The organism is Verrucosispora sp. NA02020, assembly GCF_013364215.1.
Lineage (GTDB): Bacteria > Actinomycetota > Actinomycetes > Mycobacteriales > Micromonosporaceae > Micromonospora.
Genome location: NZ_CP054923.1, coordinates 6,002,781 through 6,020,621 on the forward strand (window position 1 = coordinate 6,002,781; position 17,841 = coordinate 6,020,621).

The window sequence follows — 17,841 nt, forward strand, 5'->3', positions numbered from 1 at the left end:
CCCTAACGCTTCTGGGCCGGCGCTGCGCTGTAGCGGGTGACCGTCTCCTGCTCGGCCTCGCCCTCCAGCGGCGCCGCCGGCGCCTCGTTGATCGTGCGCTCGTCCTCCCGGCCGAGGAAGCCCTGCTTGAACTCCGCGACGGCCGCGTCGAGGGTGGCGATGATCTCGTCGTCCCACTTGTTGTCCGCGATCGCCAGCAGCGTGGCGTTGTGCTTGCGCCGCAGGTGCTCCAGGAACTGGGTCTCGAAGCGCCGCACGTCGCCGACCGGAACGTCGTCCAGCTTGCCCTCGGTGCCGGACCAGACCGCGATGACCTGCTCCTGCACGGAGTACGGCGAGTAGTTCGGCTGCTTGAGCAGCTCCACCAGGCGGGCACCACGATCCAGCTGGGCGCGGGAGGCCTTGTCCAGGTCCGAGGCGAAGGCGGCGAACGCCTCCAGCTCGCGGTACTGGGCCAGGTTCAGCCGCAGCGAACCGGAGACCTTCTTCATCGGCTTCACCTGCGCCGCGCCACCGACCCGGGAGACCGAGGTACCGACGTTGATCGCCGGCCGGACGCCCTGGTTGAACAGGTCGGTCTCCAGGAAGATCTGACCGTCGGTGATCGAGATGACGTTGGTCGGGATGAAGGCCGAGATGTCGTTGGCCTTCGTCTCGATGATCGGCAGACCGGTCATCGACCCGCCGCCCATCTCGTCGGAGAGCTTCGCGCAGCGCTCCAGCAGACGGGAGTGCAGGTAGAAGACGTCACCCGGGTACGCCTCACGGCCCGGCGGGCGACGCAGCAGCAGCGACACGGCCCGGTACGCCTCGGCCTGCTTGCTCAGGTCGTCGAAGACGATCAGGACGTGCTTGCCGCCGTACATCCAGTGCTGACCGATGGCCGAGCCGGTGTACGGGGAGAGGTACTTGAAGCCGGCCGGGTCGGAGGCCGGGGAGGCGACGATGGTGGTGTACTCCATCGCGCCCGCCTCCTCCAGCTGCCCCTTGATGGAGGCGATGGTGGAGGCCTTCTGGCCGATGGCGACGTAGATGCAGCGGACCTGCTTCGTCGGGTCGCCGGAGGCCCAGTTCTCGCGCTGGTTGAGGATGGCGTCCAGGGCGACCGTGGTCTTGCCGGTCTTCCGGTCACCGATGATCAGCTGCCGCTGGCCACGACCGATCGGGGTCATCGCGTCGATGGCCTTGATGCCGGTCTGCATCGGCTCGGAGACGGACTGCCGGGCCATCACGTTCGGGGCCTGGAGCTCCAGCTCACGGTAGCCCTCGTCGGCGATCTCGCCGAGACCGTCGATCGGGGCGCCGAGCGCGTTGACCACGCGCCCCAGGAAGGCGTCACCGACCGGCACGGAGAGCACCCGGCCGGTGCGCTTGACCCGCTGGCCCTCTTCGAGGCCGGCGTAGTCGCCCAGGACGACGACACCGATCTCGCGGACGTCGAGGTTCAACGCCACGCCGAGCGTGCCGTCCTCGAACTCGAGCAGCTCGTTGGTCATGGTCGAGGGCAGGCCCTCGACGTGGGCGATACCGTCGCCGGTGTCAGCGACGGTACCGACCTCTTCACGGGAGACGTCGGGCGAATAGGAGGAGACGTAGCGCTCCAGGGCGCCGCGGATCTCCTCCGTCGAGATGGTCAGCTCGGCCATCCTCTGCTTCCTTAAGTATCAGGGGCCCGGGATACCTAGTACCGACCGGTCCTCGGGTCGACTGTTATTCCGGGCGCTTCGCGGGGTGCTGGTCAGCGCTTCGCGAGCGCGTTGCGGGTCTCGTTGAGGCGACGCAGGATCGTCCCGTCGTACAGGTCCGAACCCACCCGGACGCTCGCTCCGCCGAGGATCGTCGGGTCAACCGTAAGCTTCACCGCGACCGCCCGGCCGTAGATGGCCGAGAGCTGGTTGGTGAGCCGGCTCTCCTCCTCGGCGGTCAGCGGGGCCGCGACGGTCACGTACGCGACCTGACGGTCACGGCGCTCGGCCGCCAGCTCCACCAGCCGGGACAGCGCGGCGGAGAACGACCGACCGCCGAAGCCGGCCAGTGCCGCCTCCACCAGTCGCACCGTCACCGGCCGTGCCTTGCCCGTCAGGAGCATCCCGATCAGCTCGGCCCGCTGGGCCACCGGTGCCGCCGGGTCGGACAGGGCGTTGGAGAGCCGCCGGTCCGCCGCGACCACCTGGCCGAAGCGGAACAGCTCGTCCTCCACCTCACCGAGTTCGTCGGCGCGGTCCGCGCTGGCGAGCAGCGCCTGCACACCGAGACGCTCGGCACCGTCGAGCAGCTCCGACGGTGCCGACCACCGGCCGGCGACCAGTGCACCGAGCAGGTCGAGCGTGTCCGCGCCGACCTTGCCGGAGAGCACCGAGGTGAGCAGGCCGCTGCGGTCCGCACCCGAACGGGCCGGGTCGGAGAGAGCCCGACGCAGCCGGACCTCCCGCCGCAGCAGGTCCGCCACGGCGAGCAGCTCGGCACCGGTGGTGGCGAGAGCCGTCGAATCGGCGCCCCGGACGTACTCCTCCAGCCGCTGACTCACGGCGGTGTAGGACTCCCGGCTGGCGGCCTGCATCAGCGGGCCCCCGCGCTCTCGAGGTCGGTGAGGAACCGCTCGACGGTGCCCTTGCGGCGGGCCTCGTCGGCGAGCGACTCGCCCACGATCCGGCCGGCCAGGTCGACCGCGAGACCGCCGACCTCCGCGCGCAGCTCGCGCACGATGGTCTCACGCTCCACAGCCAACGAGTCCCGGCCGGCGGCGATGATCCGGTCGGACTCCTCCCGCGCCTTGGCGAGGATGTCGGTGCGGATCGACTCGGCGTCGGCCCGGGCGTCGTCCCGGATCCGTGCCGCCTCGGTACGCACCTCGGCGAGCTGGGCCCGGTACTGCTCAAGCAGCTGGTTGGCCTCAGCCTGCGCCGCCTCGGCGCGCTTGAGGCCACCCTCGATCGCTTCGACCCGCGCCTGGTACATCGCCTCGATGCGCGGCATGACGAACTTCAGCAGCACGAAGCAGAGCAGGGCGAAGGCGATCGTCCCGATGACCAGCTCCTGCCACAGCGGCACGAGCGGGTGGTGCTCCACACCTTCGGCGGCGACAAACATTTCAGACCTCCGGGTCGGGAAGCGGACGGTCAGTTAACGGCGAAGGCGAGCACCAGGCCGAACAGGGCGAGCGCCTCGACCAGGGCGAAGCCCAGGACCAGCCAGGTCCGGTTGTAGCCGGCCGACTCGGGCTGACGGGCGCTGGAGTTGATGTACGCAACGAAGATCAGGGCCACGCCGATCGCGGGGCCGACAGCGGCGAGGCCGTAGCCGATCGTGTTGACGTTACCGCTGATCTCGGCAAGAACAGTCATTGCGGGTATTCCTCCTGTTTGACACGTGAGATCTCACGCGTACCGGTCGTACCTGAAGCTTTGGGCGGGTGCCCCGCGAAAAGGATCAGTGTTCGGTTGCGAGCGCCGATCCCATGTAGTTGGCGCTCAGCGTGACGAAGACGTATGCCTGCAACAGCGCGATCAGCACCTCGAAGAAGGCCATCACGATCGCCATGATGAACGAGAAGATCGAGGTCGCCTGGATGAAGATGTTGTCCGAGGCGAGCAGCACGAAGCCACCGATGGTGAAGACCAGCAGGATCAGGTGACCGGCGAACATGTTGGCGAAGAGACGCACCGCCAGCGTGACCGGCCGGTTGATGAAGGTCTGCAGGAACTCGATCGGGATCAGCAGGATGTGCATCGGCCACGGGATGCCCGGCAGGATCAGGCTCTGCTTGAGGTAGCCGCCCACGCCGTGCGTGCGCATGCCCATGTAGATGTACATCACGTAGGTGATCGCCGCGAGCACGATCGGGAAGGCGATGTGCGAGTTCGGCGAGATCTGCAACCCCGGGATGATGCCGAAGAGGTTGGTCAACGCGATGTAACAGAAGAGCACCGTGAAATAGGGCGCGAACTTGACGCCCGCGCTGCCCATCTGTTCCTTGGCGATGTTGTCCCGGACCAGGCCGTAGATCGACTCCGCCATCCACTGGCCCTTGGTCGGCACCAGCTTCGGGTTCCGATAGGTGACCATGAAAAAGATGATCAGCAGGCCGACGGCCAGCCAGATCATGAGGGTGAACTTGGTGACGAATGGGCCGGCCACTTCCGGCAGGTAGAAGTCCTTGACCCCCGGGGGCCAGGGCAGCCCTTCAGCGGCGACAAGCTGTGCGCTCACCGTGTCATCCTCCGCACTCGACAGACCCGCGCGTGCCGAAACTCAGGCACCGAGCCTCTTCATGATCAGGTAGATCGCTCCGGCTGCGCCGAGCATCATGCCCACGCCGATCCCGATGCCGGTCGGCAGGCCGAGGAGCGTCCCCGCCAACCAGCCGAGGAATCCCCACACGAGGATGCCGGCGAGCAGGTAGCCAAGAACGGCTCCGGCAACGCCTTCCGACGAGTGCTCGTCGGAGCTTCCGCGATGAGGGTTGTCGGCCATGACGAGGCGAACTTTATCAGCCGGGGGTTTCGCGAGTGTGCGGCACCCCCCACACTGCGAGCAGCGTGCGGGCAATCGATACGGCGCCTCAGCCGCGCTCAGCTTACTCCTGCACGGCCCGCCGGGAAGGGGGGCGAAACGCCGGGCGAACACCGGCCGTACGGTCAGTGACCCGACGCCCGGTCGACGGTGGGCAGCGGGGAGCGCCAGGCCCAGGTGGTGTGCGCGACGATCCACACCAGCACGCCCGCGATGATCGCCACCCCCATGTCGGGCAGCCCGGGCCAGCCGGCCTGCGCCACGGCGGCCATCACCACGCCCAGGAACACCATCTTGGTGGCGTAGGTGACCAGCCCCACCGGCATGACCATCTTCGGGCTCACCGCGTCCGCCCAGGCCACCGAGAACCCGGAGACCAGGTAGCTCACCATCACCAGACCGATCCCGGCGGCCACCCCGGCCGCGCCGGTCGGGCCCCGCAGCAGCGCGGCGACCGGCACGCCGACCACGGCCAGCCCGGCACAGGCCAGCAGCGGCAGGCGCAGGTGCGGCAGGCGGGCACGGATGGCGCCGGGCTCCCCCGCACGAGGCGCGGTCATCGGGCGTACGCCGGGAACTCGGCGACCAGCTCGGCCACGTCGGAGGCGACGCGGGCCAGCTCGTCGGTGCCACCCGGAGCCGCCGGGTCGGTGCGTACCGCCCGGGCGATCAGCTCGGCGACCTGGCGCATCTGCGGCTCGCCCATGCCCTGCGTGGTGACGCTCGGGGTGCCCACCCGGATGCCGGAGGCGACCATCGGCTTCTGCGGGTCGTACGGGATGGCGTTCTTGTTCAGTGTGATGGTCGCCGCGTCGCAGCGGGCCTCCGCCTGCGCTCCGGTCACCCCGGTCTCCCGCAGGTCGACCAGGGCCAGGTGGGTGTCGGTGCCGCCGGAGACCGGCCGCATCCCCTCCGCCGCCAACCCGTCGGCGAGCGCCTGCGCGTTGGCCACGACCTGCGCGGCGTACGTGCGGTACTCCGGCTGCGCCGCCTCGCGCAACGCGACGGCCTTGGCCGCCACCGCGTGCATCAACGGTCCGCCCTGGGTGAACGGGAAGACCGCCTTGTCGATCCGCTCGGCCAGCGACTCGCGGCAGAGGATGATCCCGCCGCGTGGACCGCGCAGCACCTTGTGCGTGGTCGCGCAGACCACGTCGGCGTACGGCACCGGGGAGGGGATGGCCTGCCCGGCGACCAGCCCGATGAAGTGCGCCGCGTCCACCATCAGGTACGCGCCCACCTCGTCGGCGATCTCCCGGAACCGGGCGAAGTCGATCAGCCTCGGGTACGCCGTCGCGCCACAGATGATCATCTTCGGTCGGTGCGTGCGGGCCAGGTCACGAAGATCGTCGTAGTCGATCAGCTCGGTGTCCCGCCGGACGGTGTAGCCGACCGTGTCGAACCACTTGCCGGAGAAGTTCACCCGGCTGCCGTGGGTCAGGTGCCCGCCGTGCGGCAACTCCATCGCCAGCACCGTGTCACCCGGCTGCACCAGCGCGGCGTACGCGGCCAGGTTGGCGCTCGCGCCCGAGTGCGGCTGGAGGTTGGCGTGCTCGGCGCCGAACAGCTCCCGGGCCCGGGCGATGCCGAGTTCCTCGGCCCGGTCCACCTGGGCGCACCCGCCGTAGTAGCGCCGACCCGGATAGCCCTCGGCGTACTTGTTGGTCAGCGTCGAGCCGAGCGCGGCCAGCACCGCCGGGGAGGTGAGGTTCTCGCTGGCGATCAGTTGCAGACCGCCGCGCAGCCGGTCCAGCTCGCCGAGCACCACCTCCGCGATCTCCGGATCCGTGGTGCTGAGCTGCTCGAAGTCGGGCCCCCAGAAGGTGCCCTTACCGGTCTCCACAGCGCCCGAGTCTATTCGGCCGCAGACTGGAGGCCGTGAGATGTCTGGTGACCGGTGCGACAGGCTACATCGGCGGGCGGCTGGCGCCGCACCTGCTGGCCGAGGGACACACCGTGCGCTGCCTGGCCCGGCGGGCCGGACGGCTGCGGGACGTGCCGTGGGCCGGGCAGGTCGAGATCGCCGAGGGGGACCTGAGCCGGCCGGAGAGCCTGGCCGGGGTCTTCGACGACGTCGACGTCGCGTACTACCTCGTGCACTCGCTCGGGCAGGCCGGTTTCGAGGACGCCGACCGGCAGGCCGCGTCGGCCTTCGCGACGGCGGCCCAGGCGGCGGGCGTACGCCGGATCGTCTATCTCGGGGGGCCGGAACCGGCGGCCGGTGACGCCTCCTCGGCGCACCTGCGCTCGCGGACCGAGGTGGGCCGGATCCTGCTGGGCAGCGGCGTGCCCACGGTGGTGCTGCGCGCGGCGGTGATCATCGGTTCCGGCTCGGCCTCGTTCGAGATGCTGCGTTACCTGACCGAACGGCTGCCGGTGATGGTCACCCCGCGCTGGGTGTCGAACCGGGTGCAGCCGATCGCCGTCCGGGACGTGCTGCGCTACCTGGTCGGCTGCGTGGGCCTGCCGCCGGAGGTGAACCGGGCCTTCGACATCGCCGGCCCGGACGTGCTCACCTTCGGCGACATGATGCAGCGGTACGCCCGGGTCGCCGGACTGAGCCGCCGGGTCCTGCTGCCGGTCCGCGCGTTGACGCCCCGGCTCTCCTCGCACTGGGTCGGTCTGGTCACCCCGGTACCGAACGCCCTCGCCCGTCCGCTGGTGGAGAGTCTGGTGCACGAGGCGGTGGCGCACGAGCACGACATCGCGGCGTACCTGCCGGACCCGCCGGAGGGGTTGACCGGCTTCGACCGGGCGGTCGATCTGGCGCTGGCCAAGGTCCGCGACGCCGAGGTGGAGACCCGCTGGTCGTCGGCGGCGGGCCGGGACGCCCCGGCCGAGCCGCTGCCCAGCGACCCGCACTGGAGCGGCGGCAGCGTCTACACCGACGTGCGGGAGCAGCCGGTGGCGGCCTCGCCGGAGGCGCTGTGGCGGGTCGTCGAGGGGGTCGGCGGCCAGCACGGCTGGTACTCGTTCCCGCTGGCCTGGTCGGTGCGCGGCTGGCTGGACCGGCTGGTGGGCGGCGTCGGGCTGCGCCGGGGGCGGCGGAATCCGCACCGGCTGCGGGTGGGCGAGGCGCTGGACTTCTGGCGGGTGGAGGAGATCCTCCCCGGTGAGCTGCTCCGGCTGCGGGCCGAGATGCGGCTGCCCGGCCGGGCCTGGTTGGAGATGCAGGTGCGGCGCGACGACGACGGGCAGGTCCGGTACCGCCAGCGGGCCGTCTTCATTCCCAGGGGCCTGGCCGGGCACGCGTACTGGGCGGCGGTGGCGCCGTTCCACGCGGTGGTCTTCGGCGGGATGGCCCGCAACATCGCCGCCGACGCCGAGCGGACCGCCGTCGAGGCGCCACCGGCGGCGCGCTGACCGTCGCCCGCTCGCTCAGTCGCCGCTGCGGGTGGTGGTGTACCGCCACGCGGTCGTCTCGCTGGGCGGCACGAAGTCCCGGGACGGCACGTCGCGCAGCGCGAAGGCGAGGATCTCCCCCACCCCCTCCACCATCCGGCTCTGCACCGCCCGGCCGACCGCGTCCTGCGGATCGTCCGGGTTGGCCGCCATCGCCGCCGCCGCGAGCTGCGGGGTGAAGGCCACCACGGTCTCCGTGGCGTACCGCTCGGAGCTGCCCGTCTTGCCGGCCACCGGCCGACCGAGCTGTCCGCGCAGGGCGGTGGCGGTGCCGCCGTGGCAGCCCTGGTACATCGACTGGTCCCCGACCGGGCAGCGGGCGGCGTCCGCCGCCGCGCGGGCCACGTCCACGTCGAGCACCTGGCGGCAGTCCGGTTGGCCGGCGGTCACCCGGCGGCCGGTGCCGTCGACGATCGAGGTGACCGGGGTGGGCGCGCACCACGTCCCCTCGGCCGCCAGCGTGGCGTACGCCCCGGCCAGGTCCAGCGGGGTGGTGGCGGCCACCCCCAGGGTGAACGGCCCCCACTCGCGCGCGCCGTGCCGGGCCAGCCGGACGTCGTCCTCGGCCCGCAGCACGATGCCGAGCCGCTCGGCCATCTCCACCACGCGGTCCGCGCCGACCCGCTCGGTCAGCCAGACGAAGTACGTGTTGACCGACTCGCCGAACGCGGACCACATGTCGTGCTCGCCGCGCATCGAGGCGCTGGCGTTCGACGGGCACCAGTACCCGCCGCAGTTCGTCTCGCCGCTGATCCGGTAGTCGGTGAGGATGCGGGTCGGCGCGTCGTAGACGGTCCGCAGCGGCATCCCGGCCTCCAACGCGGCCAGCATGGTGAACAGCTTGAACGTCGAACCGGCCTGGTACCCGACGATCGTGCCGCCCCCGGCGACGAGCTGGTTGACCGTGTTCGGGTAGTTGGTCTGGCCGGGCGGGTTGGCCGCGACGCTGTAGTTGCGGTTGACCGACATGGCGAGCACCCGACCGGTGCCGGGCTCGACGACCGCCGTCGGCATGGCATGCGGCTCGTCCACCGAGTAGACCCGCCGCACCTGCTCGGTGGTGGCCCGCTGCACGCTCGGGTCGAGCGAGGTGACGATGGTGAAGCCGCCCCGGCGCAGGGTGCGCTGCCGCTCGTCGACCGTGCCGCCGAACGCCTTCTGCTCGTTCCACCAGCGGGTGAACCAGTCACAGAAGAAGCCCCAGTCGTTGTGTCCCGAGGGCACCGCCGTGCAGTCGTTCGGCGTCTCGCTGGGGCGCAGGTTCAGCGCTTCCGCCCGGGCCGCGTCCGCCACCTCGGCGGTGACCTGACCGGTGGCGACCAACTGGTCCAGCACGTACCCCCGGCGGGCGGTGGCCGCGTCCGCGTCACCGTTGATCGGGTCGTCGGTGTGCGGGGAACGGACCAGCCCGGCCAGCATCGCCGCCTGTGCCAGCGTGAGCCGGTCCGGCGAGGTGGAGAAGTAGCGCTTGCTGGCGGCGGCGACGCCGTACGCCCCGGCACCGAAGTACGCGATGTTGAGGTACCGGGCCAGGATCTGGTCCTTGGTCAGCTCCCGTTCCAGCGCCAGCGCGTACCGCATCTCCTGGATCTTGCGGGCGGTGCTCACCTCGGTGGCCGCCGCCCGTTGCGACTCGGTCAACCGGGGGTCCGTGCTCAACACGTTGCGGACGTACTGCATGGTCAGCGTGGAGGCGCCCTGCCGGGTGCCGCCGGAGCCCTGGTTGGCGGCGAAGGCCCGCGCCACGCCCCGCAGGTCGACGCCGCTGTGCTCGTGGAACCGGACGTCCTCGGCGGCGATGATGGCCTGGCGCATCACCGGGGCCACCTCGTCCAGCGGCACGTCCACCCGGTCCTCCTGATAGAAGGAGGTGATCAGGGTGGTGCCGTCCTTGGCGTACAGGTTGGACCGCTGGGCCGTGGGTGGCGTCCGGAGCGTGTTGGGCAGCTCGGTGTACGGCTCGGCCACCGCCGAGAAGCCGATCCCGAACACCAGCGCGGCCGGCAGTGCCGCCACCGCCAGCGCCAGGCCGGCCAGCGTGCCGGCCAGCAGAACGGTGAACACTTTCGGCAGGAACGCCCGGGTCATCAGCTCTCCCCGCAGGAGCCGTCAGGACCCTCCCAGAATGGCGCTAACCACCCTTTACGCCTCGGTTTTGCTCAAACCCGGAGGTAATTCACCGATCAGGGCAGCAGGATCGCCGCGAGCGGATGGATCGTCTCCTCGATCTCGTCCGCCACCCGGCTGAAGCACTGGTCGCCGCGTCCCCACGGATCGTCGAGGTCGTCGCTGGGCAGCAACGACGTGCCCTGACGGGCGACGTTCGCGGCCTCCACCACCGCCACGCCCCGGGCGTACACCGCGTCCGGGGTGGCCTCGACCGGGGGCAGCCCGTCGCGGTCCAGCGCGGTCAGCAGCCGACCGAACTCACCCAGCACGAAGGTGCGCGCGGCGGCGTCGGGGCGCAACGCCACCACGTACTCCTGCTGGTCGGCGGTGGCGGTCAGGACCAGGTCCGCGGCGTCGATGTGGTCGGAACGCAGCTTCCGCGCGGCGAAGCCGCTCACGGTGCCGCCCCGGGTGGTCACCTGGCGGGCCGCCGGCGGGTTCATCTCCTCGCCGGCGTGCCAGCCCCCGGTGCCCGCGCTGTGGCTGTGCAGCAGCTCCTCCACCCGGCCGGGGTCCAGGTCACGGCGGGCCAGTCGCTGGCCCACCGCGAGGGTGAGCAGCCGCTCCGCCATCGGCGAGCGGCAGATGTTCCCCATGCAGACGTGCAGGACGGTGAACGGAGGCATTCACGCCACCCGGCTCTCGACCAGCTCCGGCACCACGTCGCGCAGCCGGGCCAGGTCGATGGCGCCCTCGCGGACCATCGTCGGCACCTCGCCGGTCAGGTCGACGATCGTGCTGGGCAGCGGGTCGACGGCCGGTCCGGCCTCCAGGTACGCCCGCACCGAGTACGCCAGCTGCTCCCGCGCCTCGTCGGCGGTCTGCGCCGCCGGACGGCCGATCTTGTTGGCCGAGGCGACCGCCATCGGCCCGGTCTCCCGCAGCACCTCCAGCGCCACCGGGTGCAGCGGCATCCGGACCGCCACCACCCCGCTGTCGTCACCGAGATCCCACCGCAGGCTCGCCGAGTGCTTCACCAGGATGGTCAGCGCCCCCGGCCAGAACGCCTCCACCAGATCCCGGGCGGCCTGCGGCAGCGTGTAGACCAGACCGTCGAGGGTGTGTCGGGAGCCGATCAGCACCGGCGGCGACGCCTGCGTCCCACCCTTGGCGTCCACCAACGCCTTCACCGCGTACGGCGTGAAGGCGTCGGCACCGACCCCGTACACGGTGTCGGTCGGCAGGACGACCAGTTCGCCGTTGCGCACCGCCTCGATGGCCGCAGCGATGCCGCGGTCCCGGTCGGCGAGGGACCGGCAGTCGTAGAGCATCACGAGGAGCCAGTCTGCCACGTGTCGGACGTCGCGGGTCGCCGGTGGTCCGTGCGACGGAACGCGGTGGCGAAACGGGAGCGGCCGGCGAGGTCGTGGTGCGCGGTGATCGCGGTGTACCGGCCGTCGGCGGCGAGCAGGTCGGGCACCGACGCGCCGTGGGTGTCGTCGTGCTCCACCCCGAGCGCACCACCGGGCCGCAGCAGGGCCGCCGCCCGCCGCAGCACCGGACGGATCACGGTCAGACCGTCGTCCCCGCCGAACACCGCCTCCGCCGGGTCGTGCCCGGCCACCTCCGGCGGTACGACCACCGCGAGCGGCACGTACGGCGGGTTGCAGAGCAGCACATCCACCCGGCCGACCAGCTCCGCCAGCAGGTCCGGTGCGGTCACGTCGGCCGCCAGCACCTCGATCGGCCGGTCCCCCGCCGCCGCCCGGGTCGCCGCGTTGCGACGCAGCCAGGCCAGCGCGGCAGGCGCACGTTCCACCGCCACCACGCGGGCGGTCGGCACCTCCTGCGCCACCGCCAACGCGATCGCCCCCGACCCGCTGCACAGGTCCACCACCACCGGCGTCACCCCGTCGGCCACCCGCTCGGCGGCCCGCTCGACACCCCAGCCGGCGAGCAGCTCGGTCTCCGGGCGGGGCACGAAGACGCCCGGCCCGACGGCCAGTTCCAGATGCCGGAAGCCGGCGCTCCCGGTGAGATGTTGCAGCGGTTCACGCCGGCAACGCCGGCTCACCAACGCCTCGAAACGGTCGCGTTGCTCGTCGGTGAGACCGTCCGCGAGCGCCAGCCGTCCCCGGGGCACGGCCAGCACGTACGCGGCCAGAATCTCCGCCTCGACGCGGGCCGAGGGCACCCCGGCGTCGGCCAGCGCACGGGCGGCCCACGCCAGCACGACGGTGGGGCGCTCACGTCTCGTCCCTTCGGACGGGTGTTGCGGCACGGAGGTCACGCCATAATCATGAGTCGTCGCGGTGCACGTGCATAAGCGGGTGCATCCGGCGACACACCGACGGGAGGTCGCGGGTGGGCTGGCTCGACCGGGTCGATGACCAGGTTGACGCCCTGACGAAGGCGCGGGCGTTGCAGGAGGTGAGCCGCTCGGCCGAGGCGTCCGCGCTCCTGGATCGGGTGCTGTGCACCAGCAGCGACTCCCGGGTCCGCGCCGACGCGCTCGTCCAGCGGCTCTCGGCGTTGATCAATCTCGGTCGTACGGCGGAGTACACCCGGGCGATCGAGGAGGCTTCCGCCGCCGTCCGCGACCTCGCCGAGCCGTACCTGCACGGCCACCTCAACGCGCTGGCCGCGCTGGCCGCCCACCACCAGGGCGCGCTGGACCGCTGCGTGACGCACCTGGTGAAGGCCGCCCGGGCGCTGGGCGCGGTCGACGACCCGGACCGCGACACCGCCTGGGGCTGGCACGACCTGGCGATGGCGTACTCCTATCTCAGCTTCCACGGGTACGCGCTCGGTGCGATCGAACGGGCCCGTCAGCTCGGCACCGCCGCCGGAATCCCGGAGGAGACCTTCGCCGCCCCCGGGATCCGGCTGCGCAACGCGGTCGCCCTGGACCACACCGGCGACAGCGACGGGTGCCTGCGGGTCCTGCGGGACGTCGCCACCGACCTGGACCGGTTCGTCACCGCCGGCCGCGCCGACCGGCTGCGGCCGAGCAGCCTGGCCGCGTACGGCTACGCGGCGGCCCGCCGGGCCGCCCTCGGCGACGTGATCGACTCGCCGTCCGGGGCCGACCCGGCCCGGTTGCTCGGCCACGGCGCGGACAGCGCCCGGGCCCGCGACATGCGCCAACTCGGCCAGGCATGCCTGGCGGTGGCGGCCGGTCGGCCGATCGAGGCGGTCACCCGCCTGGACGCCGTCCAGGTCTCCGCCGAGACGCTGGGCGCGGCCGAACCGGCACGCCTGCGCAGCATCGCGTTGGCCCGCGCCGGTGACCACGCGGCGGCACACCGCGCCGACCGGCTGGCCTTCCGGCTCGCCGCGCAACGACACGACCGGCTCCGCGACGTCTACATCGACGGCATCGCCGCCCGGATCGACCACGAGGAGATGCGTCGCGAGGCGGCCCGGTTCGAGGGCGAGGCGCTGACCGATCCGCTGACCGGGCTGCCGAACCGGCGCCGTCTGGAGCGGTACATCGCCGCGGTGGTCGCCCGGGGCGAACGGGTGGTGATCGGCGTCTGCGACCTGGACGGCTTCAAGGCGGTCAACACCCGGCACGGCCACCACTCGGGCGACCTGGTCCTCCAGCGCGTCGCCGGGGTGATCAACCGGGTGATGCGCCGGGGCGACTTCGTGGCCCGCTACGGCGGCGACGAGTTCGTCGTGGTGCTGGCCGGTGCCGGGATGTCCGAGGCCGCCGAGGTGGCGCGCCGGATCGACGCCGCGATCCGGACCGAGGACTGGGAGTCGCTGGTGCCCGGCACGCCGGTCGGCGTCAGCATCGGCTTCGCCGAGGTGGGCGCCGCCGGGCCGGGACACCGCGACGCGCTCGGCGCCGCGTTCGAGGCCGCCGACCGCGAGATGTTGCAGGCCAAGGTCCGGCCGCGCAGCGCCTGAGCGGCGTCAGCGGCGGGTCAGCTCCGGGTCGCCGGCCAGGCGGGCGGCCCGGTCCGCCTCACTGAGCGCGTCGAGCACGCCGTCCAGGTCGCCGGCCAGGGCCAGATCCAGGTTGTACGCGGTGTAGCCGATCCGGTGGTCGGTGATCCGGTTCTGCGGGAAGTTGTAGGTGCGGATCCGCTCCGAGCGGTCCACCGTGCGGACCTGCGCCTTACGCGCGTCCGAGGCGGCGGCGTCGGCCTGCTCCTGGGCGGCGGCGAGCAGCCGGGCGCGCAGGATCCGCAGGGCCTGCTCCCGGTTCTGCAACTGGGACTTCTCGTTCTGGCAGGAGACCACGATGCCGGTCGGCAGGTGGGTGATCCGCACCGCCGAGTCCGTGGTGTTGACCGACTGGCCACCGGGACCGGACGACCGGAACACGTCGATCCGCAGCTCGTTCGGGTCGATGGTGACGTCGACCTCCTCGGCCTCCGGCAACACGAGGACGCCGGCCGCGCTGGTGTGGATCCGCCCCTGCGACTCGGTCACCGGCACCCGCTGCACCCGGTGCACGCCGCCCTCCCACTTGAGCCGGGACCAGACGCCGTTGCCCCCGTCGGGTACGCCCTTGGTCTTGATCGCCAGCGAGACGTCCTTGACCCCACCGAGGTCGGAGTCCTGGGCATCGATCACCTCGGTGAGCCAGCCCCGCCGCTCCGCGTACCGGGTGTACATCCGCAGCAGGTCACCGGCGAACAGCGCCGACTCCTCGCCGCCCTCACCGGCCTTGATCTCGACGATGACGTCCTTGGCGTCGTGCGGGTCACGCGGGATGAGCAGCTCGGCCAGGCGTTCCTCCAGGGCCGGCAGCGTCGACGCGATCGTCTCCGCCTCGGCCGCGAACGACGCGTCCTCGGCGGCCAACTCCCGTGCCGCTACCAGGTCGGCCCGGGCCTGCGCCAACTCCCCGGCGGCCTTGTGCAGCGGCACCAGTTCGGCGTACCGGCGGCCGACCCGACGGGCGGTGCCCTGGTCGGCGTGGATGGCGGGGTCGGCCAGGCGCTTCTCCAACTCGGCGTACTCGTCGAGGAGGGCGGCCAGGCGCTCGCTGCTCATGCTGCGGATCGCTCCTTGGACGGCGGTGAGACCGGACGACAGACGGACGACGCCCGCGTCCGGGAGAAACCGGACGCGGGCGTCGGACCAGGAGCTACTTGGCCTTCTTGGCCTGAACCTTGGCGTACTTCTGCTGGAACTTCGCGACCCGGCCCGCGGTGTCCAGGACACGCTGCTTGCCCGTGTAGAACGGGTGGCAGGCGCTGCACGTCTCGACGTGGATCGCGCCGCCCTTCGCGGTGCTGCGGGTGGTGAAGGTGTTGCCGCAGGAGCAGGTGACGTTCGTGGTCACGTACTCCGGGTGGATGTTGGACTTCATCTCGCCTCGGTCCTCTCGTCGTGGTCGCCGGGTCGCCCTCGCGCGCCAGTACGCGCGAACGGGGCGTGAACCGGAACCGGTGGCCGATTGACCAGTCTGCCATGGGGCCCGGCAGACCCGCGAAGCGGGCCGTACCGGCTGATCGACCAGGTCAACGCCGGACCCGTCCCCGGCATTCCCCGCGCGGGCTCGCGCATTCCGACCTGCCGGAGGCGGTACGCGAGAGGTCGATGGGGCCGCCGTGGCGCAGGAGAGAACCCCGGCGGGTACGTCGAAGGGGCGCGACCGTGTCGGCCGCGCCCCTTCGACGAGTGTCACCCGGTGGAGGTCACTCCCCCGGCGTCGACTTGGCGATCTGCATCAGGAACTCGATGTTGGTGCGGGACTGCTTGAGCCGGTCCAGCAGGAGGTCGAGCGCCGCCTGCGAGTCCAGCGAGTGCAGCACCTTGCGGAGCTTGTGCACGATGGCCAGCTCCTCCGGCGCGAGCAGGATCTCCTCCTTGCGCGTACCGGACGGGTGGATGTCGATGGCCGGGAAGGTCCGCTTGTCGGCGATCTTCCGGTCCAGCTTCAGCTCCGCGTTACCGGTGCCCTTGAACTCCTCGAAGATGACCGTGTCCGCCATCGAACCGGTCTCCACCAACGCGGTGGCGAGGATGGTCAGCGAGCCGCCGTTCTCGATGTTCCGGGCCGCGCCGAGGAACCGCTTCGGCGGGTACAGCGCGGTGGAGTCGATACCACCCGACATGATCCGGCCGCTGGCCGGCGCCGCCAGGTTGTACGACCGGCCGAGCCGGGTCACCGAGTCGAGCAGGACGACCACGTCGTGACCCAGCTCGACCAGGCGCTTGGCCCGCTCGATCGCCAGCTCGGCGACGGTGGTGTGGTCCTGCGGCGGACGGTCGAACGTGGCCGCGATGACCTCGCCCTTCACCGACCGCTGCATGTCGGTGACCTCTTCGGGCCGCTCGTCCACCAGCACCACCATCAGGTGGCACTCCGGGTTGTTGTGCGTGATGGCGTTCGCGATCGCCTGGAGCACCATCGTCTTACCCGCCTTCGGCGGCGAGACGATGAGTGCCCGCTGGCCCTTGCCGATCGGCATGACCAGGTCTATCACCCGGGTGGTGAGGATGTGCGGCTCGGTCTCCAGCCGCAGCCGCTCCTGCGGGTACAGCGGGGTGAGCTTGTAGAACTCCGGCCGACGCTTGGCCTCGTCCGGCTCCATCCCGTTGATGGTGTCCAGCCGGACCAGCGGGTTGTACTTGTCCCGCCGCTGCTCGCCGTCGCGTGCCGCGCGGACCGCGCCGGTGATCGCGTCACCACGCCGCAGTCCGTACTTCTTGATCTGGGACATCGAGACGTACACGTCGTTGGCACCGGCCAGGTAGCCGGTGGTCCGGACGAAGGCGTAGTTGTCGAGCACGTCGACGATGCCGGCCACCGGGACGAGTACGTCGTCCTCGCTGACCTGCGGCTCACGACCGCTGTCGGTGCCGCCGCCCTCGTTACGGTCGCCACGACCGCGTCGGCGGTCCCGGAAGCGGCTGCGCCGGCTACGCCGACCGCCGCCCTCGTCGTCGTCACCGTCGTTGTCCCGATCGACCCGCTGCCCGCGCTCGCCCCGGTCACCCCGGTCACCCCGGTCGTTGCGGTCGTTGCGGTCACCCCGGTCACTACGGTCGGTGCGCTCGCCGCGGTCACCCCGCTCGGTGCGCTCGCCCCGCTCGGTGCGGTCAGTGCGCTCGCCCCGCTCGGTGCGGTCGCCACGGTCGCCCCGCTCCGCACGCTCGGCGCGGTCGGTGCCACGCTCGGCGCGGTCGGTCTTCTCCGCGCGGTCGGTGCCGCGCTCGTTGCGCTCGCCCCGCTCCGCACGGTCGCCACGCTCGGCGCGGTCGTTCCGCTCCGCACGCTCGGCGCCGCGCTCGCGGCCGGACCGGCCCTCGGTGCGCTCGCCGGTCTCGGCGGCGGGCTCCTCGGTCCGGGGCTCCTCGGTCCGGGGCTCCGCAGCGGCGGTCCGGCTGCGCCGGGTCCGGCTACGTCCCTCGGTCTCGACGCTCGCCGCCGGCTGCTCGGTGCGGCGCTCGGCCTCCGGCCGCTCACCCGCGTCGCGGACCTCCGCGTGAACCTCCTCGCGGACCGGTGCGGCGGCCGCCGCGACCTCGGCCCGTGGTCGAGGGGCCCCGGCGGCGCTGCCCTGGCGCTCGGAGATCGCGCTGATCAGCTCGCCCTTGCGCATACGAGCCGTACCCGAGATGCCGAGCGACGCGGCCAGGCTCTGTAGCTCCGGCAGCAGCATCGCCGACAGGCCGGTGCCGCTGCGCCGACGCCGGGCAGGGGCAGCGGTGGTGGCATCGCCAGCGACGTTGGAAACATCCGACGTCACGTCGGTGGTGTCGCTCAATGGATTCCTTCCCTCGATAAGGCCGGGACTGCCCGGAATCGACTAACAGGTGGCCGGGCGGCCTCGGTGCACCCGCCTCGCATGA

General features: G+C 71.8%; 17 protein-coding genes. 2 read left to right on the forward strand and 15 right to left on the reverse strand.

Going from position 1 to position 17,841, the window contains the following annotated elements; translation table 11 throughout:
- Positions 1–2 precede the first annotated feature (2 nt).
- The 8 genes from atpA to glyA all read right to left on the reverse strand — a co-directional run bounded on the left by atpA (position 3) and on the right by glyA (position 6,355).
- A complete protein-coding gene (atpA, locus tag HUT12_RS26745; RefSeq protein ID WP_131052262.1) occupies positions 3–1,646 on the reverse strand; it encodes a F0F1 ATP synthase subunit alpha in 1,644 nt (547 codons plus the stop codon).
- Positions 1,647–1,738: 92 nt separating this feature from the next.
- Positions 1,739–2,560, reverse strand: a complete 822-nt coding sequence (locus tag HUT12_RS26750) for a F0F1 ATP synthase subunit delta (RefSeq protein ID WP_131052263.1) — start codon at positions 2,558–2,560, stop codon at positions 1,739–1,741.
- Entirely contained in the window at positions 2,560–3,090 is a 531-nt protein-coding gene (locus HUT12_RS26755; RefSeq protein ID WP_131052264.1) for a F0F1 ATP synthase subunit B, read from the reverse strand. Before HUT12_RS26755 ends, HUT12_RS26750 begins: the two co-directional genes overlap by 1 nt.
- 29 nt (positions 3,091–3,119) lie before the next feature.
- Positions 3,120–3,344 carry an ATP synthase F0 subunit C gene (gene atpE / locus HUT12_RS26760; RefSeq protein ID WP_117225978.1) on the reverse strand — a complete coding sequence of 75 codons (225 nt, stop codon included), beginning with the start codon at positions 3,342–3,344 and terminating at the stop codon, positions 3,120–3,122.
- 85 nt (positions 3,345–3,429) lie between these two features.
- On the reverse strand, positions 3,430–4,209 hold the full coding sequence (gene atpB, locus HUT12_RS26765) for a F0F1 ATP synthase subunit A (RefSeq protein WP_176095104.1): 780 nt from the start codon (positions 4,207–4,209) through the stop codon (positions 3,430–3,432).
- Between the two features lie 42 nt (positions 4,210–4,251).
- The gene (locus tag HUT12_RS26770; RefSeq protein WP_131052266.1) at positions 4,252–4,473 is read right to left on the reverse strand and encodes a hypothetical protein; all 222 of its coding nucleotides are present in this window, start codon (positions 4,471–4,473) and stop codon (positions 4,252–4,254) included.
- A gap of 164 nt (positions 4,474–4,637) precedes the next feature.
- A complete protein-coding gene (locus HUT12_RS26775) occupies positions 4,638–5,072 on the reverse strand; it encodes a hypothetical protein (RefSeq protein WP_176095105.1) in 435 nt (144 codons plus the stop codon).
- Entirely contained in the window at positions 5,069–6,355 is a 1,287-nt protein-coding gene (gene glyA, locus HUT12_RS26780) for a serine hydroxymethyltransferase (RefSeq protein ID WP_131054806.1), read from the reverse strand. The genes HUT12_RS26775 and glyA overlap by 4 nt, the downstream gene beginning before the upstream one ends.
- A gap of 35 nt (positions 6,356–6,390) precedes the next feature.
- On the opposite strand from glyA, the gene HUT12_RS26785 reads away from it, so the two are divergent.
- Complete coding sequence (locus HUT12_RS26785; protein ID WP_131054807.1) at positions 6,391–7,875, forward strand: SDR family oxidoreductase; 1,485 nt, start codon at positions 6,391–6,393, stop codon at positions 7,873–7,875.
- Positions 7,876–7,890: 15 nt separating this feature from the next.
- Here the strand turns inward: HUT12_RS26785 and HUT12_RS26790 are convergent, their stop codons facing one another.
- From HUT12_RS26790 to prmC, 4 genes are all read right to left on the reverse strand, one after another.
- Entirely contained in the window at positions 7,891–10,002 is a 2,112-nt protein-coding gene (locus tag HUT12_RS26790) for a transglycosylase domain-containing protein (RefSeq protein WP_176095106.1), read from the reverse strand.
- 95 nt (positions 10,003–10,097) lie between these two features.
- Entirely contained in the window at positions 10,098–10,709 is a 612-nt protein-coding gene (locus HUT12_RS26795; protein ID WP_176095107.1) for a phosphotyrosine protein phosphatase, read from the reverse strand.
- Positions 10,710–11,354 carry an L-threonylcarbamoyladenylate synthase gene (locus HUT12_RS26800; protein ID WP_176095993.1) on the reverse strand — a complete coding sequence of 215 codons (645 nt, stop codon included), beginning with the start codon at positions 11,352–11,354 and terminating at the stop codon, positions 10,710–10,712. It lies immediately after the preceding gene.
- A complete protein-coding gene (gene prmC / locus HUT12_RS26805; RefSeq protein WP_254876968.1) occupies positions 11,354–12,313 on the reverse strand; it encodes a peptide chain release factor N(5)-glutamine methyltransferase in 960 nt (319 codons plus the stop codon). The genes HUT12_RS26800 and prmC overlap by 1 nt, the downstream gene beginning before the upstream one ends.
- Before the next feature lie 74 nt (positions 12,314–12,387).
- Here prmC and HUT12_RS26810 point away from each other — a divergent pair, with 74 nt between their 5' ends.
- Entirely contained in the window at positions 12,388–13,938 is a 1,551-nt protein-coding gene (locus HUT12_RS26810) for a diguanylate cyclase (RefSeq protein ID WP_176095108.1), read from the forward strand.
- Positions 13,939–13,944: 6 nt separating this feature from the next.
- Here HUT12_RS26810 and prfA read toward each other — a convergent pair whose 3' ends face one another.
- From prfA to rho, 3 genes are all read right to left on the reverse strand, one after another.
- Positions 13,945–15,033 (reverse strand): peptide chain release factor 1, encoded by a 1,089-nt coding sequence (gene prfA, locus HUT12_RS26815; RefSeq protein WP_131056837.1) that lies wholly within the window; start codon positions 15,031–15,033, stop codon positions 13,945–13,947.
- A gap of 94 nt (positions 15,034–15,127) precedes the next feature.
- Positions 15,128–15,352: a 50S ribosomal protein L31 gene (gene rpmE, locus HUT12_RS26820; RefSeq protein WP_131056839.1), complete on the reverse strand. Its 225-nt coding sequence runs from the start codon at positions 15,350–15,352 to the stop codon at positions 15,128–15,130.
- Positions 15,353–15,680: 328 nt separating this feature from the next.
- Positions 15,681–17,756, reverse strand: a complete 2,076-nt coding sequence (gene rho, locus HUT12_RS26825; protein ID WP_176095109.1) for a transcription termination factor Rho — start codon at positions 17,754–17,756, stop codon at positions 15,681–15,683.
- Positions 17,757–17,841: the final 85 nt, after the last annotated feature.

What these genes read in the sequence shown, in the direction of transcription:
- atpA (WP_131052262.1), bottom strand. Translation starts at nt 1,646, where the DNA reads ATGGCCGAGCTGACCATCTCGACGGAGGAGATCCGCGGCGCCCTGGAG.
- HUT12_RS26750 (WP_131052263.1), bottom strand. Translation starts at nt 2,560, where the DNA reads ATGCAGGCCGCCAGCCGGGAGTCCTACACCGCCGTGAGTCAGCGGCTG.
- HUT12_RS26755 (WP_131052264.1), bottom strand. Translation starts at nt 3,090, where the DNA reads ATGTTTGTCGCCGCCGAAGGTGTGGAGCACCACCCGCTCGTGCCGCTG.
- atpE (WP_117225978.1), bottom strand. Translation starts at nt 3,344, where the DNA reads ATGACTGTTCTTGCCGAGATCAGCGGTAACGTCAACACGATCGGCTAC.
- HUT12_RS26770 (WP_131052266.1), bottom strand. Translation starts at nt 4,473, where the DNA reads ATGGCCGACAACCCTCATCGCGGAAGCTCCGACGAGCACTCGTCGGAA.
- HUT12_RS26775 (WP_176095105.1), bottom strand. Translation starts at nt 5,072, where the DNA reads ATGACCGCGCCTCGTGCGGGGGAGCCCGGCGCCATCCGTGCCCGCCTG.
- HUT12_RS26790 (WP_176095106.1), bottom strand. Translation starts at nt 10,002, where the DNA reads ATGACCCGGGCGTTCCTGCCGAAAGTGTTCACCGTTCTGCTGGCCGGC.
- HUT12_RS26795 (WP_176095107.1), bottom strand. Translation starts at nt 10,709, where the DNA reads ATGCCTCCGTTCACCGTCCTGCACGTCTGCATGGGGAACATCTGCCGC.
- HUT12_RS26800 (WP_176095993.1), bottom strand. Translation starts at nt 11,354, where the DNA reads ATGCTCTACGACTGCCGGTCCCTCGCCGACCGGGACCGCGGCATCGCT.
- prfA (WP_131056837.1), bottom strand. Translation starts at nt 15,033, where the DNA reads ATGAGCAGCGAGCGCCTGGCCGCCCTCCTCGACGAGTACGCCGAGTTG.
- rpmE (WP_131056839.1), bottom strand. Translation starts at nt 15,352, where the DNA reads ATGAAGTCCAACATCCACCCGGAGTACGTGACCACGAACGTCACCTGC.